The following is a 15,484-nucleotide window of genomic DNA, read 5'->3' on the forward strand; positions in this document are numbered from 1 at the left end:
TCATCGGGCGGCTGAGGTACTGCGCTCTTAAAGCTGCGTCAGGGCCGGAGCCCCGACGATACGCCGCCTTTTTTCGCCGATCTCGCGCTTGGCCTTCTCGATCAGCTGGAGTTCGGTGACCGCCAGGAGATCTTCCGACACCCGCATCAGGTGCGCGCGCATGGCGCTGCGCGCCTGTTCGCTGTCGCGCCGGACAAGAGCGTCGTAGATGCGGCGATGTTCGTCGGGGCGCGGGTTGATGCCTTCGCTGCGGGCCTGTTCGAACATGTGGCGGCACAGCGGCGACTGTTCGCGCAAATCCCACAAGTGTTCGATGGTCTGCGCGACCAGCGAGCTTTGCGTGCCTTCGGCGATGGCCATGTGGAACTGTCGATCGAAGGCGAGTTCCTCGGCCGAAGCGGGGTCGAGCGCTTCCATCCCTTCAAGGATGATGCGCACCCGGTCCACTTCCTCGTCGGACATGACGGTGGCGGCCAGTGCGGCGGCTTCGCCTTCGAACATGATGCGCGCCTCGATCAGTTCGAAGGCGCCCACGTTGAGTTCCGCCGTAGAGCGGTCCGTCGGCAGGCTTTCGGCGATGTAAACGCCCGAACCGTGCCGCACTTCAACCAGCTCGCGCATTTCGAGCGCGATCATCGCCTCGCGTATGGTCGGGCGGCTGACCTGAAACTTCTCGGCCAGATCCCGCTCTGCAGGCAGGCGCGTCCCCACCGGATACATGCCGGTGCGGATGGCCTGTTCAATGTCCTGCGCGACGCGCTGATAGAGCTTTAGACGTTCTGCCATGTCCCCTGAATGTCATATGCCGATGACGGTGGCAACATATCTTACCACTTGACCAAGTGGGGGTAAGGCGACTCCGGATCGTGTGGCGGGATCGCGCCGCGCCGCATCACCGTCCACCCCGCCAGCGCGTGGCCGGCGGCGGCCGCGTCGATCGCCGATGCACCGGAGATCCGGGCGGCAAGGTAGCCGCCGTTGAACGCATCGCCTGCGCCGCTGGTATCAACGGGCGAGAGCAGGCGCGGAACGGGGCAGGGCAGGCCGTCCAGCAACAGGCATCCTTCGGCGCCCCGCATCACCACGACTTCGCCGCAGCCCAGCCCCTGCCAGTGGGCAAGGACGTCCGCAGCGTCGGTCACGCCGCCGATCAGCGCTTCGTCCTCGAACGTGGGCAGGCCGATGGCGGCAAGGGCGATCGCCCGGTCGCGCCAATAGGCAGCGCTGACGGCAGATTCCCACAAGCGCGGGCGGTAATTGCCATCGAACGCCACCCTGCCACCACGCGCTTTCACCCGTGCCGCCAGATCAAGGAGCCGTTCACGACCCTCAGGCGGCAGAACGGCCAGCGAGATGAGCGAGAAACACAGCAGGTCCGCAGTTTCCGCCACGTGCATGGCAGCGTTCACAGTCTCCACCTCGAACAGCGCCCGCGCCGCGCTCGTGTCGCGCCAGTAGGCAAAGCTGCGCTCACCGGCATCGTCCGTGGTGATTGCGTAGAGTCCGGCCTGCCGCGCGGGGTGGGTGAGGACGAGCCCGCAGTCGAGCCCTTCGGCCGCCCACGCGCCGCGCAGCCTGTCGCTGAAGGCATCGGTTCCCAACGCGGTCATGTAGGCGACGTCGTGTCCGGCGCGGGCGAGATGGATCGCGGTGTTCAGCGTGTCGCCGCCGAACCCCACGTTCCACGCGCCCTGTGCACCCGACAGTTCCACCATCGCCTCGCCGACGCAGACGATCCGGGCCATCTCAGCAGAACCCCCCGAGATGGGTCACCAGCTCCACATCGTCCCGTCTTCCAGGCGGGCGACGGGCAGGTAGGCTGGCTTGTAGGGATACTTCGCCGCCAGTGCCTCGTCGATGTCGACGCCATGGCCGGGGGTTTCGCCGCAGAACAGCTCGCCCTTCTCGAAATGGTAATCGTGCGGGAACACGGCGTCCGTCTCTTCGGTGTGGCGCATGTATTCCTGGATGCCGAAGTTGGGCACCCAGGTGTCGAAGTGTAGCGCCGTGCCCATGGTGACGGGCGAAAGGTCGGTGGCGCCGTGGCTGCCGGTGCGGATCTGGTACAGCGCGGCAAGATCGGCGATCCGCCGCAGGTGCGTGACGCCGCCCGCGCTGACGATCGTGCAGCGGATATAGTCGATCAGCTGATTCTGGATCAGGTCCTTGGCGTCCCAGATCGTATTGAAGATTTCACCCACGGCCAGCGGGGTGACGGTGTGCTGGCGCACCAGCCGGAAGGCTTCCTGATTTTCCGCAGGCGTGCAGTCCTCCAGCCAGAACAGCTGGTAGGGCTCCAGCATCTTGCCCAGATTCGCGGCTTCCTGCGGGGTGTAGCGGTGGTGGCCGTCGTGCAGCAGGTGATGGTCGAAACCGTACGTCTCGCGCAGCTTCTCGAACATCTTCGGGACATAATTCAACGCCTTGCGCGTATCCCATCCGGTGACGGAGGGCAGCGCGGCATCAGCCGGTTCGTAATACAATTTTCCACGACCGACGCCGTAGGCATCCTTGATGCCCGGAACGCCGGTCTGCGCGCGGATCGCCTTGTAGCCAAGATCGATATACTGGCCCACGGCATCGACGGTCTCTGCAATGTCGCTGCCGTTGGCATGGCCATAGACCATCACACCGTCCCGGCTGCGACCGCCCAGCAGCTGATACAGCGGCATGTTGGCCATCTTGGCCTTGATGTCCCACAGCGCCACGTCGACAGCGGCGATCGCGCGCATCGTCACCGGGCCACGGCGCCAGTAGGCACCCTTGTAGAGATACTGCCAGATATCCTCGATCCGGCGCGGGTCCATGCCAACGATGCAGGGAATCACGTGCTCTTCGAGATAGGCCACCACGGCTTTTTCGCGCCCGTTCATGGTGGCGTCCCCGATCCCGTACACGCCCTGATCGGTCATGATCTTGAGCGTCACGAAGTTGCGCCCGGGGCAGGTCACGATGACCTTGGCGGATGTGATCTTCACGGCTTGATCTCCATTGGCGATCGCGGACTCGTGCCCACGCTCCCTCGCCTTGTGGACATTCTTATTGGTCTTACCTCCTTAGCGCAATACATCAGATGACTTGTGCGTGCGCTAATTCACTACCGTTTTACGGCGTCCAAGAAAAACCGGGCGGTCGCTGGGACCGCCCGGCAGAGGCCTGCCGTCAGGGCAGGTTGGGAGAGAACTGTCAGGGCGCCTTTGTCGCCCACGGGTCCGGGCCGACCCTGGTGGACCCATCGACTTTGAAATCCATCATTTCGCCGCCGGCGCCCGCGTAACGGGGCCAGGGCGTGACCGTCTGGCCGTTCGGGTCGCCGGTCTTCACGAAATTGGCGACGTAGGTGGCGATCGTGCGGCCCATCGCCTGATCCGCGGGCCGGGTCTTGGCGCCGTACTTGATGTCCACGGTATCGAAGAAGTAGGGCAGGTCGTCGGCATGGATCGCCCCGTCGCTCTTGGGCGTGACGGCAGCGTCGGAGACATAGGAGAAGCGATAGTACCACGTCGGCACCCCGGCAGCCGCGATCGCGCCAGCCAGATCGCGTGCGCCTGCGACCATGATGCCGTCCCTGCCGCCAAGGTCTCCGCTGGTGGCACCGATCACGACAGGCACCTTGGCGAACCGGCCCGCGCGATAGGCTGCGCCCACATCCACCGATACCTCACCCAGCGGGAAAGGCGAACTGAAGGTGCGCGGGCCGCCCGCCAGAACGGTGCCCAGCTTGATGTCGCCGGTCACCTCCTTTGCGGAGATCGCGCGCAGCTTCGCCAGCGCCTGCGGGTCATTTGCGGCGATTCCCTGCGCCTTGCCAAAGGCTGCGCCGATCGCTTCGGCGTCCTTCAGGCCGGTCTGCTTGATCGCAGTGCCGCTGCCTCCCGACATGACGAGCGCGCGATGGAACAGGTACTTGCCCTGCGTCTCGGGAGACGTCATCAGATTGTGGACGGACATGCCGCCGGCGCTTTCGCCCATGATTGTGATGTTGTCCGGATCGCCGCCGAATGCCGCGACGTTGCGCTTGATCCACTCCATGGCAGCGATCTGATCCATGAAGCCGTAGTTCGCCAGCCGGCCGCCGTCTTCCTTCGCTTTGGTCAGGGCGGGATGCGCGAACGTGCCGAAGCGTCCGAGGCGGTAGTTGAAGCTGACCACCATGACGCCCTGCTGCGCAAGGCGCGTGCCGGTATAGATCAGGCGGGAGGCCGATCCGTTGACGAAGCCGCCGCCATAGATCCACACCATGACCGGCAGCTTGGTCGCCTCGCCCGAAGGACGCCATACGTTGAGGTAGAGGCAGTCCTCCGCCGGCGCGGAACCGGGTGGCAGGGGCACCGCGCTGTAGTTCTGCATGCAGTCATGGCCATAGGCAGCGCCGCTGCGCAGGCCTGACCACTTGGCGGCAGGCTGCGGCGCGCGCCAGCGCAGGGCACCGACCGGCGGCGCGGCGAACGGGATGCCCTTGAACGCGGTCACGCCGTCTGCATCGACGCCCGAAACCGTGCCGCCTTCCACGGTGACCTGCGGAGCGGGCACGTCTTCGGCCTGGGCCATCGTCGCGGAAAGGGTCAGAAGCAGCCCCAGTCCTGACGTGATCGTCACTTTGCGCATTGATATCTCCGTTTTGATCGGTGCTCAGGATGCAGGCTTGAATTCCAGCGACATGGCCATGGCCTTGTTGGGCTGGAAGCCCTTCCACAAGGTTGCGGCGGGGGCGCCGGGGCTGTAGCCGGCATAACGCCCGCTGGGCGCGTCAGGCCACTTGCCGTCGTTGGAATCAACGATCAGGCCGTCCATGTACGCGGCCCTGGTCTCGTCGCCCTTGACGGTGCGATCGAGGAAGGCGGTAATGAAGTGGGCCTGCACTGCCAGCAGCCGGTCCTTGCGCCATACGGCATCCTCGAACCATTCGTAGTCCCAGAACCTGCCGCGCGCCTCCGGCGGGGCGCCGGTCAGGGCGATGCTGTGCCCGGCTTCGCGCAAGGTAAGGAGGTACCGCGGGGCATGGGCCTGCTGCGTGAACAGCGTGCGAACGCCCGGATCGTAGCCGACGGCGCGGTCCTGATTGCCGGCGATATAGAGCGTGGGCGCCGTGATCGCGGCGACGCCCGGTGCAGTCCAGGGGGTAAGGGCAGGCGATCCGCCCGCCGGGGCGATGGCGACGACGGCCTTGAGGTGCGGCACCTTGAGCGCATCCGCCCGTGCCGCGCCCTGCACGTAAGGGGCAAGGGCGCCGCGCGTCCTGGCTGCCATCGCCGGGTCCAGGGGCGCTCCTGCCGCCGTAAGCACGCCATAACCCCCCATCGAATAGCCGATAAGGGCGGTGCGGCTCACGTCGGCAGCGGCGAATGCGCCTTCGCCTCGCTTTGCCAGTCTGGCCGCTTCGGAGGCGACGAAGGCGATGTCGAGCGGACGCCGCGCCAGCGGAACGGCGCGCGCGGCTTCGGTGCGGATGCTGATCGGCGGATCCCGGAACGCGGGCGCGGCGACGATGTAGCCCTTGCTGGCGAGGTTTTCGCCCAGCCACGCAAGAACTTCGGGGCTGTTGCTGTAGCCGTGGGCCAGAATGACAAGGGGGAAGTGGCCTGTCGCCGGGGCCGAACGATCCGAAGCGATGCCAGGTACCGTGAACAGCACGTCCTTGCCGTCTTCGCCGGGCAGGGGGGTGGAATACGTCATGGCGGGGCCGGATGCCGCAGCCGGATACCACAGCCGGACGGTCAGGCGGCGATCGGCGAGGACGGCGCGGTCTGCACTTCGCAACGGATCGAGCTGTGCGGGCTGGACCAGTTCGACGGTGGTGGTGCCGACCGGCAAGGTGCCGGGCGCGGCAAGTTCGGGGGCATCGGGCGCGGGAATGGTCGGAGACGCGGGCACGTCGGCAGCGGCAAGTGCCACGGGGGCGGCAGCGCCCAGCATGAGGACAGGCATCATAGCGCGGCGCATCATCATCTCCCTGACAGGCCAAGGTCGATAAACTCGGGGATGCGGACCTTGCGCTGCCCGCATCCCCGAAAAAATCGGGGGCGTCAAACGCCCCCGATCCCTCTTCAGAAATTCAGGTTGAACCGTACCCCGCCGTAGCGGCGGAAGTCACGCGGGAGGATCGCGTTGGCGGCCGGACTGTTTCCGAAGAAGTTCGCGCGGTTGATGATGGTGGCGTAATACTGCTGGTCAAAGACGTTGTTGACGAAGGCGATGACTTCCCACGCCTTGTCTTCGGCGCGCAGGCCCACGCCAAGGTTGACGATGTGGAATGCGTCCATCTGGATCGCCGGGTCGTTGGCGTGGGTTTCGCTCTGGTACTGCCAGCTGACCTGCGCGACGCCGCGCAGGGTGTCTGTCAGCGCGGGCGTGAAGTCGGCGCTGGCCTGCAGGTTCCAGGTGGGCGAAGTCAGGCGTTCGCCGGTCAGGCTCTGCCGTGCCGGCGTGCCGGTGCAACCCTGCGCCGCAGTCTGCCCGATGTAGCAGGGCGCGCCCTCGAACTCGGTATACTTCGCGTCCAGGTACGTGCCCGCCGCGCTCAGCGACAGGTCGCTGACCGGGCGCACGAAGAGTTCTGTCTCGATCCCTCGGGTACGCAGGCCGCCGACGTTGGTGAGGCGGAAGAACTGCGTGATGCCGTCGGTCTCGATCGACTGCGCCTGCAGGTTCTTGTAGGTCGTGTTGAACAAGGTGACGTTGAGCGTCACGGCGCGGTCCAGGAACTGGCTGCGCAGGCCCAGTTCCCAGTCCTTCGAAGTTTCGGGCTTGATCGCGCCGGCAGCAGCGCGGGCGGCGTTGAACCCGGTGGACAGATCGTAGGTCTGGCCCTTGTAGCCCGTGGCGAACGTGCCGAACATGCTGACGTCGGGCGTGAATTCGTAGCGGATGCTCGCCTTGTAGGTATCGGCGGTATCGCTGGCGTTGCCTGACCAGTAGCCGTTGCCGTTGTAGATGTCGTTGAAGGTGTACGACACCTTCTCATTCTGCAGGCGAGCGCCGCCGGTCAGCGTCAGGCCCTGAACCGGTTCCCAGTCCGCCTGCACGAAGCCAGCGATCTGGCGCTGCTTGGCAGTGGCGTACCACTGCGCCAGCGAGAATGCCGGGCCACGGTAGAACGGGCGGTTGAAGCGGGTGTCGGCGAAATAGACGCCCACGGTGTAGCGGAACTTGTCCTCTGCCGGAGACTGCAGGCGCAGTTCCTGCGTCACCATTTCGGAATTGAAGGTGCCGACTTCTATGTTGTTGCCGCCCACCGGGGCCACGGTCTGGTCCTGATCGACGTAGTCGTGCAGCTTGAAGCGGTCGTAGGACGTGATCGACGTCAGCGTCATGTCGCCCAGGCCGAATTCACCGCGCAGATAGCCGCCGTAACCGCGGTAATCGGTGCCCGAATCGAAGTTGTCGACAACCTGCTGGTTGTTGGGCGAAACCGTGATCCCCGGCAGCACAACACCGGCGGTATAGCCCGGCGTACCACGGAACAGCGCCCCGTTGGCCAGGTTGATGAACGGCATGCCCGAACGGGTCTTGCCGTCGTTGTAGTTGGCGGCGAGCGTGATGGCGACGTCGCTGCTGGGTTCCCACTTCAGCTTGCCGCGGAAGCTGGAGGCCTTGCGGCTGTTGACGTCCTTGTCGAGCGTGATGTTGCGCACGTTGCCATCCCACCACGAATAGCTGCCCGAGACGATGAACCCCAGGGTATCGGTCAGCGGGCCGGAGACGCTGAAGCTGCTGGCGACTTCGTCGTCGCTGGTCACCCTGCCGTTGACGCGCATCTGCAGCGTGTCCGTGGGGCCACGGGTGATGAGGTTGATGAGGCCCGCCGACGCGGCCTTGCCGTAAAGGGTGCTCTGCGGACCGCGCAGCACTTCGAGGCGTTCCACGTCGGGCAGGTCGGTGAAGGCGCGGGCCTGGAAGGCCAGCGGCACTTCGTCGATCAGCACCGCGACGCTGGGCTCTACGCCGATGCCGAACGCATAGGTGCCGACGCCGCGCAGCGAGATGTTGGCGCTCTGCGGCTGTTGCGCGGGGTTGATGCGCAGCGAGGGGGCGACCTTGTAGAGATCCTGGAAGCCGCTGACGCCGGCGGCCTGAAGCTTGGTGGGGGCAACGACCGAAACGGCGAGCGGGACGTCCTGAACGCTTTCAGCGCGCTTGTTGGCAGTGACGATGATGTCCCCGCCGCCAGCGTCGGCCACATCCTGCGCGGGCTGACTCTGCGCCATGGCAGGCAGTGCGAAACCTGCCGCGCCTGCAATCATCGTGGTGGCGCAAAGATAGTTCCAGAACTTCATTGTATCCCTCCCCTTCCGTATCGAAGGTAACCCCATGCAGGTTATTCCTGCCGACTGACCAGCGGATAACAACTGATCTTACCAGCTGCAACAAATGTTTTGCTCTATTTTTGGATAGTCGGTCGCCCCAGAGAGCGAAGCCTTGCGCGGAAGCCAAAGAAAACGGGCCGGTAACCGCTGTCACTGGCCCGCCAAGGGCATTCATCACAAACTGAAATTCGGTCAGGCCACTTGGATTGTCACGCCTTGGCGGTTACCCGCTTGCGCTGTTTGCGTCTCGCCTCCGACGATGACCAGCGCCCTGTCGTCACCGGGCGGGAGAAGCACTGTCAGCGATTCGCCGGCGATCCCATCCGACGCGTCGAGGGTGATGGTGACGGTGCCGGCATCGGCAGTGCACGTGCCGCTCCAGCGGACGGGCGGGGCATGGCTTTCGCCATCGCCGACGTCTTCGTGGAAAGACCACTGAGCGCTGTCACCGTCGGACGGGGGAGCGAGCCACAGACCGCGTGTGAAGGGCGCAGGGTTGACGCCGCCGCGTGCAAGATCGACGGGAATGGCGCTGCCGGTCCGCTGCAGCAGCGGCGGCAGCCCGTCGAGCGGCGCGGGGAGAGTGACTGTATCGCCTCCACGGTGACGAACGCCCGACCATACCTCCACCCAGTCCGCGCCGCGCGGTAGGGTCACCGAAACGCTGGAGATCCCCGGCTCGCAGGCCAGCACCACCAGCAGGTCGCGGCCCAGCAGATAGGCATCGCCATCGGTCCAGGTTGCCGCGTCTTCGGGGAAGTCCAGCCACAGCGGGCGCTCCACCGGCTCGTAGTCGCGGTGATAGCGCCACAACAGGTCCGACAGATACGGCACCAGAGTCTGGCGCAAGGCCATCAGGCGGTGGATGGCGGGCAGCGTTTCCGGGTACATCCAGGGCTCGTTGACGCTGGCATCGTCGTTCCAGCTGTGGATCGAGAAGCGTGGCATCAGCACCCCGGCCTGCACCCAGCGCACGAAGAGTTCGGGCTCCGGCTTGCGCCCTGCAAAGCCGCCCACGTCATGCCCGCTGTTCGAGACGCCTGACAGGGCCAGACCCAGCGCCATCTTCGCATTGTAGCGGATGGTCTTCCAGTCCGTGCGGTTGTCGCCCGTCCAAGTCTGGGCGTAGCGATGCAGGCCCGCCATGCCGGACCGCGTGACGACATAGGGCCGCCGTGCCGGATCGTTCTCCACCTGCGCCCGGCGCGATGCGCGCATCATCAGCAGCGACTGCAGGGGGCGCGCTTCTGCGGCGGGGCGGGGGGAGCCGAAGAAGTCGAACAGGGCGCGCTGGTTCCACACGCCGTATTCGTTGTTGTCGTTCCAGGTGGCGCGAATGCCGTAGTCCAGCAGCGCCGACTTCACCTGCCCGCGCCACCATGCAGCGCCTTCGGGCTTGGTCAGGTCGATGAACGAGCCGAGTTCGTCCCAGAACTGCACCTCGATCGGCGTCCCCTCGGCGTCGGCGACGAGCAGGCCTGCGTCCTGCAACTCCGCAAAGCGCGGGTGATCGCGCAGGAACGCCGGCTTGATGTTGGGCACCAGTTCGATGCCCGCCTGGCGATAACCGGAGACGAAGGCGGCGGGATCGGGAAACTTGTCGCGGTTCCAGTTGAAGACATAGCGCTTAGGCCCGATCGAAGTGTAGCCCGACGACAGGTGGAACGAGGTGCAGCCGATGTCGTGCTCCTCCAGCTTCTCCACGAAATCCTGCATCCGCGCCTGCGCATCGGGCGCGTCGGTATAGGTCATGGTGGAGCCGGAATAGCCCAGCGCCCAGCGCGGCATCAGGGCCGGGCGCCCCGTCAGCCATGTGAAGCGGCGCGTCACTGAAAGGGCATCGGGCCCCGCGATCATGTAGAGGTCGAGGTCGCCGCTTTCCGCCACGATCGAGCGGTACAGGCCATGGTAGTTGTCCAGTTCCTGCCCCAGATCGACGGTGACGTCGGCCATGATGTCGTAGAACGCGCCGTGACAGGCGTTTTCGGCATCGGCGACCAGCAGGTACGGGATCGTCTTGTAGAGCGGGTCCGAGCTTTGCGCATCGTAGCCCATGGGGTCGAGGTTGGTCAGGCGGAAGCGCCGTCCGGCGCGGTTTGTCCCGCCCGAGCGTTCGCCAAGGCCGTAGTAGCGTTCTCCGGCAGGGCGCGCGACGTGGTGATGGACCTTGCCGTCCCACCAGCCGAAATCGTAGCTTTGGGTCGGGCGGTCCGCCATCATCAGGCGCCATCCGTCGCTATCGCGCTGTTCCCAGCGGCAATGGAACCCGTCGAGCGCCACGGTCAGGCGGATGCTGCCGGTTTCCACCGTCAGGACGCCGTCCGCCTCGGTTTGCCCGAACGCGGGGCAGGCAAAGCCCTCGACGCTCATGCGGTCGCGGCCCGGTTCCGCCACGTCTTCCGCGCCGGGAGCGATGGACCAGCTGGGCGGGCCCTTCACGGTGCCTTCGGGCAGCAGGAGCAGGCGCACGACGTCCTCCTCCAGCACGAAGATGTGGGCGACGGCGGCAGTATCACTGTGCAGCGTAAGGCGGCCCACGGCCTGCTCGGCAACGTGGAACAGCGGCGGGCGGGAAAGCGTCGCTTGGCGCATGGTTTACTCCGTGGCAGCGGGGCGAAGGCGGCCGATCATGGCGATCAGCACGGCAGCGCCGATAAGGTCGAAAACGGAAAGGCAGGCGAACAGCGGCGCATAGCCGACGGTGTCCGCCATCTGGCCGATCATCAGCGAGAAGAGCAGTCCGCCCAGCCAGCCGGCCTGGCCGACGAAACCGTTCGCGGTACCGACTTCCTCGGCGGAGAAGACGTCCGCGCTCAGCGTGTTGATGAGTACCGAGATGATCTGGTGCGCGAACCCGCCCACGCAGAACAGCGCGATGGCGACGTAGGGGTCGGCGGCAAGACCGATGCAGCCCGGCGCGATCATCAGGATCGCGGCAAGGCTGATCGCCGTCACGCGCGAAGGGATCAGGCGCATGCGGAAACGCTTCATGAAGAACGGCGAGAGGTAGCCGCCCAGCACGCCGCCAAGGTCCGCCGCAAGGAACGGCAGCCACGCGAACAGCGCGATCTGCTTGATGTCCATGCCGCGTTCCTGCGCAAGATAGAGCGGGATCCAGAAGCTGAAGGTCTGCCACGCAGGCTCTGCCAGGAAGCGCGGGATGGCGATCGACCAGAACTTTGCGCTGGCCACGATTTCGCGTGCGCTGGCGCGGCTGGCAGGGATCTTCGGGCGGTCGGCCTCGATATAGGCGAGTTCCTCTGCGCTGATCGCCGGATGGCTCTGCGGCGAGCGGTAGAGGCGGTACCAGGCAAAGGCCCAGAACAGGCCCACGCCGCCGGTCACCAGGAAGGCGACGCGCCAGTCCGCAGCCAGCGACACCGCGATCACCAGCGGCGGCGCGATCAGTGCGCCCAGCGAGGTGCCCGCGTTGAACCATCCGGTGGCGACAGAGCGCTCCTTGGCCGGGAACCATTCGGCGATCGCCTTCATGCCCGAAGGAACCGCCGCCGCCTCGCTCATGCCGAGCAGGCCGCGGAAGAAGGCCAGCCCCATCCAGCTGCCCGCTGCGGCATGGGCCATGTTCGCCAGCGACCATGCGACGGCGAACAGCGCGAAGCCCAGTTGCAGCCCCACGCGGTCGACCACCCAGCCGCAGACCGGCTGCATCACCGTATAGGCAAGCTGGAACGCCCCGACGATGTAGCTATATTGCTGCGTCGAGATGTGCAGCACTTGCGTGAGTTCCGGCGCCAGCGCCCCCAGCGAATTGCGCGCGAGGTAGTTGAGGATCGTGCCGACGCAGATCAGCACGACGATCCACCACCGCAGATGGCGCACGGCCTTCATCGGCCGGCTCCAGCGCATAGGGCCTGTCCGGGCTGTGCGCGACCTTCGCGTGAATTCAAGGCATGTCTCCCAAGACTTGCGCGATGGTTAGGGCGTCGGCATCAGATTGTCCATAGAGGGCAGGCCAAATTGGGCAAACCAATTTTCCCGACGCTCAGGCGGGTGATCTGGAAGTGAGGTAAGTGTCCAGAGCTGCCTCGACTTCCGACCCCAACTTGAGGCCCAGCTTCGAGCGCCTGAACAATATGTCGCGTCCGGTACGTGCCCATTCCTCGCGCGCGAGGTAATCGACCTCGGCGCCATAGAGATCGCCGCCGAAATGGCGGCCCAACGCTTCGAGCGTCTGCGCATCGCCAAGAATGGCAAGCGCGGCAGACCCATATGCACGGGCCAGCCTGCGCAGCAGCGTAGGGGGCAGGCCCGGACGACCCGCCACAAGGCTGCGCACGAATCCGTCGAAGTCGCCACCCGGCAGATCGCCGCCGGGAAGCGTCGCGCCTGCGGTCCAAGCCGCTCCGGCGCCGTGTGTGAACGGCGCCAGCTTCTCCATCGCATGCTCCGCCAGCTTGCGGTACGTGGTGATCTTGCCGCCGAAGATGTTCAGCATCGGGGCCTTGCCGTCCTCTGCATCCAGATCCAGCACGTAGTCGCGCGTGACCGCAGAGGCGTTGCTAGCGCGGTCATCGTAGAGCGGGCGGATGCCGGCATAGCTCCACACCAGATCGCTCTCGCTTACCGGACGTTCGAAATAGCGCGCAACCGTATCCAGCAGGTAGCCGGTTTCGGCAGGGGAGATCGCGGCAGCACCGGGGGCTTCGTTCCACGCCTCGTCCGTCGTGCCGACAAGGGTATAGTCGCCCTGGTAGGGGATTGCGAAGACGACCCGCTTATCCGGGTTCTGCAGCAGGAAGGCGTGATCGCCTTCGTAAAGGCGCGGCAGGACGATGTGGCTGCCCTTAATGAGACGCACCCCGCGGTCGCTGCGACTGCCCGGTACGCGCGAAATGACATCAGCCACCCACGGCCCAGCCGCATTCACCAGGATGCGGGCCCGTACTTCGGTGATGATCCCTGCATCGTCCTGGATACGCGCAGTCCACAGGCCGTCGCGGCGCTGCGCATCGATGAGGCGCGTACGGGTGCGGATGTCGGCGCCCCGGTTGCGCGCATCCATGGCATTTAGCGCGACAAGGCGGCTGTCTTCCACCCAGCAGTCGGAATAGACGAAGGCCTTCGCCCCCGATTTCAGGCCGTTGCCGCGGCTGTCCTTGTCCAGTCGGGCGATCGTGCGAGTTGCGGGCAGCACCTTGCGACCGCCCAGATGATCGTAAAGGAACAGCCCCAGCCGCACGAGCCACGCGGGGCGCGGGCTGTTCACCTGCGGCAGGACGAAGGACAGCGGCCAGATGATGTGCGGCGCCATGGCCAGCAGGCGCTCACGTTCGATCAGGGCTTCGCGCACCAGCCGGAACTCGCCGTACTCCAGATAGCGAAGGCCCCCGTGGATCAGCTTGGTGCTGGCGGAAGAGGTGTGCTGGGCCAGATCTTCCTGTTCCACCAGCAGCACCGAAAGACCGCGCCCGGTGGCGTCGCGTGCAATCCCCGCGCCGTTGATGCCGCCGCCTACGATCAGCAGATCGTGTACGGGGGCGGACTCTTGAATAGGGGCGCTGAGGGACATGGAGCATTCCTTCGATCGACTACGTGGGCCGCTGATTGACGTTACGGCATATATGGGTATCAGAGTGGCCTTACCAGCATCAATCGACATGCCCGAGTCAACTGACCTCTGGGCGGGGAGAGTAACCGAGTGTCAGCCAACCCCTATGTGCTCGCCATAGATCAGGGCACTACGTCCACGCGCAGCATCGTGTTCGATGCCAACGGGCAGCCGGTCGGCAGCGCGCAGCGCGAATTCGCCCAGCATTATCCGCAGGATGGCTGGGTCGAGCACGATCCCGAGGACATCTGGCGCGATGTCGTGGCGACCGTGCGAGATGCCCTGGCCGATGCGCGGCTCTCGGCGAGCGACCTTGACGCCATAGGAATCACCAACCAGCGCGAAACGGTGGTCGTCTGGGATCGTGAGACGGGCGAGCCGATCCACCGCGCCATCGTATGGCAGGACCGCCGCACGGCGGCAGTCTGTGCGCAGCTGCGCGAAGCCGGTCACGAATCGCTGGTGCGCGTCCGGACGGGGCTTTTGCTGGACCCGTACTTCTCCGGCACCAAGGTCGCCTGGATCCTGGACAACGTGGAAGGTGCGCGGGACCGGGCAGAGCGTGGCGAACTTGCCTTCGGTACGATCGACAGCTTCCTGCTGTGGCGCCTGACCGGCGGCAAGGTCCATGCCACCGACGTCACCAACGCAGGCCGCACCCTGCTGTACGACATCCATGCACAGCGCTGGGATGATGACCTTTGCGCACTGCTGCGGGTCCCGGTTGCCGTGCTGCCGCAGGTGGAGGACAGCAGCCACGTGTTCGGCTCCAGCCTTCCCGAACTGTTCGGGGCATCGGTGAAAGTGGCCGGGATCGCCGGCGACCAGCAGGCGGCCCTGTTCGGCCAGACCTGCTTCGATCCCGGCACGGTCAAGTCGACTTACGGAACCGGCTGCTTCCTGTTGCTGAACACGGGCACGCAGGCCGTCACGTCTGAACACGCGATGTTGACCACGCCGGCCTATCGCATCGACGGCAGGATGACTTATGCGCTGGAAGGGTCGATCTTCGCCGCTGGTGCAGCGGTGAAATGGCTGCGTGACGGGATCGGCATCATCACCCATGCCAGCCAGACGAACGACATGGCGACCCGGATCGAGGGCAACCACGGCGTCTACATGGTGCCCGCCTTCGTCGGCCTGGGCGCGCCGCATTGGGATCCCGATGCGCGGGGCACCATCACCGGCCTGACGTTCGATACCAAACCCGCGCATCTGGCCCGCGCCGCGCTGGAGGCCGTGGCATACCAGACGCTGGACCTGATAGAGGCGATGATCGCAGACGGTGGCGAAACGCCGCTTGCCGTGTCGGTGGATGGCGGCATGGCGGCCAATGACTGGCTCTGCCAGTTCCTTGCCGACATTCTGCAGATCCCGGTTGAACGCCCCGATCATCTGGAAACGACGGCGCTTGGCGCGGCGTTCCTGGCGGGCCTTGCCGTGGGCGTATGGCCCGATCTGGACGCGATCGTGGCGACTCGTTCGCATCGAAAGCGGTATTTGCCGACCCTGGATGCCGCCGACCGTGGACGGCTGCTGGCAGGTTGGCGTCGTGCCCTTGCCTCCACCCTGACAGGCAGCGTTCGGGGTGCACCTGCGTCCGGTTAAG

At 65.6% G+C, this 15,484-nt stretch carries 10 protein-coding genes; 1 reads left to right on the plus strand and 9 read right to left on the minus strand.

What is annotated here, in order from left to right:
* Positions 1-27: 27 nt before the first annotated feature.
* The 9 genes from GGR40_RS16375 to GGR40_RS16415 form a co-directional block, all read right to left on the minus strand.
* Entirely contained in the window at positions 28-786 is a 759-nt protein-coding gene (locus GGR40_RS16375; protein WP_429277319.1) for a FadR/GntR family transcriptional regulator, read from the minus strand.
* A 41-nt stretch (positions 787-827) separates the two neighbouring features.
* A complete protein-coding gene (locus tag GGR40_RS16380) occupies positions 828-1,745 on the minus strand; it encodes a sugar kinase (protein ID WP_429277320.1) in 918 nt (305 codons plus the stop codon).
* Positions 1,746-1,769: 24 nt separating this feature from the next.
* Positions 1,770-2,978, minus strand: a complete 1,209-nt coding sequence (gene manD, locus GGR40_RS16385; protein WP_429277321.1) for a D-mannonate dehydratase ManD — start codon at positions 2,976-2,978, stop codon at positions 1,770-1,772.
* Between the two features lie 208 nt (positions 2,979-3,186).
* The gene (locus GGR40_RS16390; protein WP_429277322.1) at positions 3,187-4,608 is read right to left on the minus strand and encodes a carboxylesterase/lipase family protein; all 1,422 of its coding nucleotides are present in this window, start codon (positions 4,606-4,608) and stop codon (positions 3,187-3,189) included.
* 24 nt (positions 4,609-4,632) lie between these two features.
* Entirely contained in the window at positions 4,633-5,931 is a 1,299-nt protein-coding gene (locus GGR40_RS16395; RefSeq protein ID WP_429277323.1) for an alpha/beta hydrolase family protein, read from the minus strand.
* Between the two features lie 116 nt (positions 5,932-6,047).
* Positions 6,048-8,276, minus strand: a complete 2,229-nt coding sequence (locus GGR40_RS16400; RefSeq protein WP_429277324.1) for a TonB-dependent receptor — start codon at positions 8,274-8,276, stop codon at positions 6,048-6,050.
* 222 nt (positions 8,277-8,498) lie between these two features.
* Positions 8,499-10,898 carry a glycoside hydrolase family 31 protein gene (locus GGR40_RS16405; RefSeq protein ID WP_429277325.1) on the minus strand — a complete coding sequence of 800 codons (2,400 nt, stop codon included), beginning with the start codon at positions 10,896-10,898 and terminating at the stop codon, positions 8,499-8,501.
* Positions 10,899-10,901: 3 nt separating this feature from the next.
* On the minus strand, positions 10,902-12,173 hold the full coding sequence (locus GGR40_RS16410; RefSeq protein WP_429277326.1) for an MFS transporter: 1,272 nt from the start codon (positions 12,171-12,173) through the stop codon (positions 10,902-10,904).
* A 136-nt stretch (positions 12,174-12,309) separates the two neighbouring features.
* A complete protein-coding gene (locus GGR40_RS16415; protein ID WP_429277327.1) occupies positions 12,310-13,836 on the minus strand; it encodes a glycerol-3-phosphate dehydrogenase in 1,527 nt (508 codons plus the stop codon).
* A 129-nt stretch (positions 13,837-13,965) separates the two neighbouring features.
* Here GGR40_RS16415 and glpK point away from each other — a divergent pair, with 129 nt between their 5' ends.
* Positions 13,966-15,483, plus strand: coding sequence for a glycerol kinase GlpK (gene glpK / locus GGR40_RS16420; RefSeq protein ID WP_429277328.1), 1,518 nt, complete (start codon positions 13,966-13,968; stop codon positions 15,481-15,483).
* Position 15,484 lies beyond the last annotated feature (1 nt).

The organism is Novosphingobium gossypii (assembly GCF_050433305.1).
GTDB lineage: Bacteria > Pseudomonadota > Alphaproteobacteria > Sphingomonadales > Sphingomonadaceae > Novosphingobium > Novosphingobium gossypii.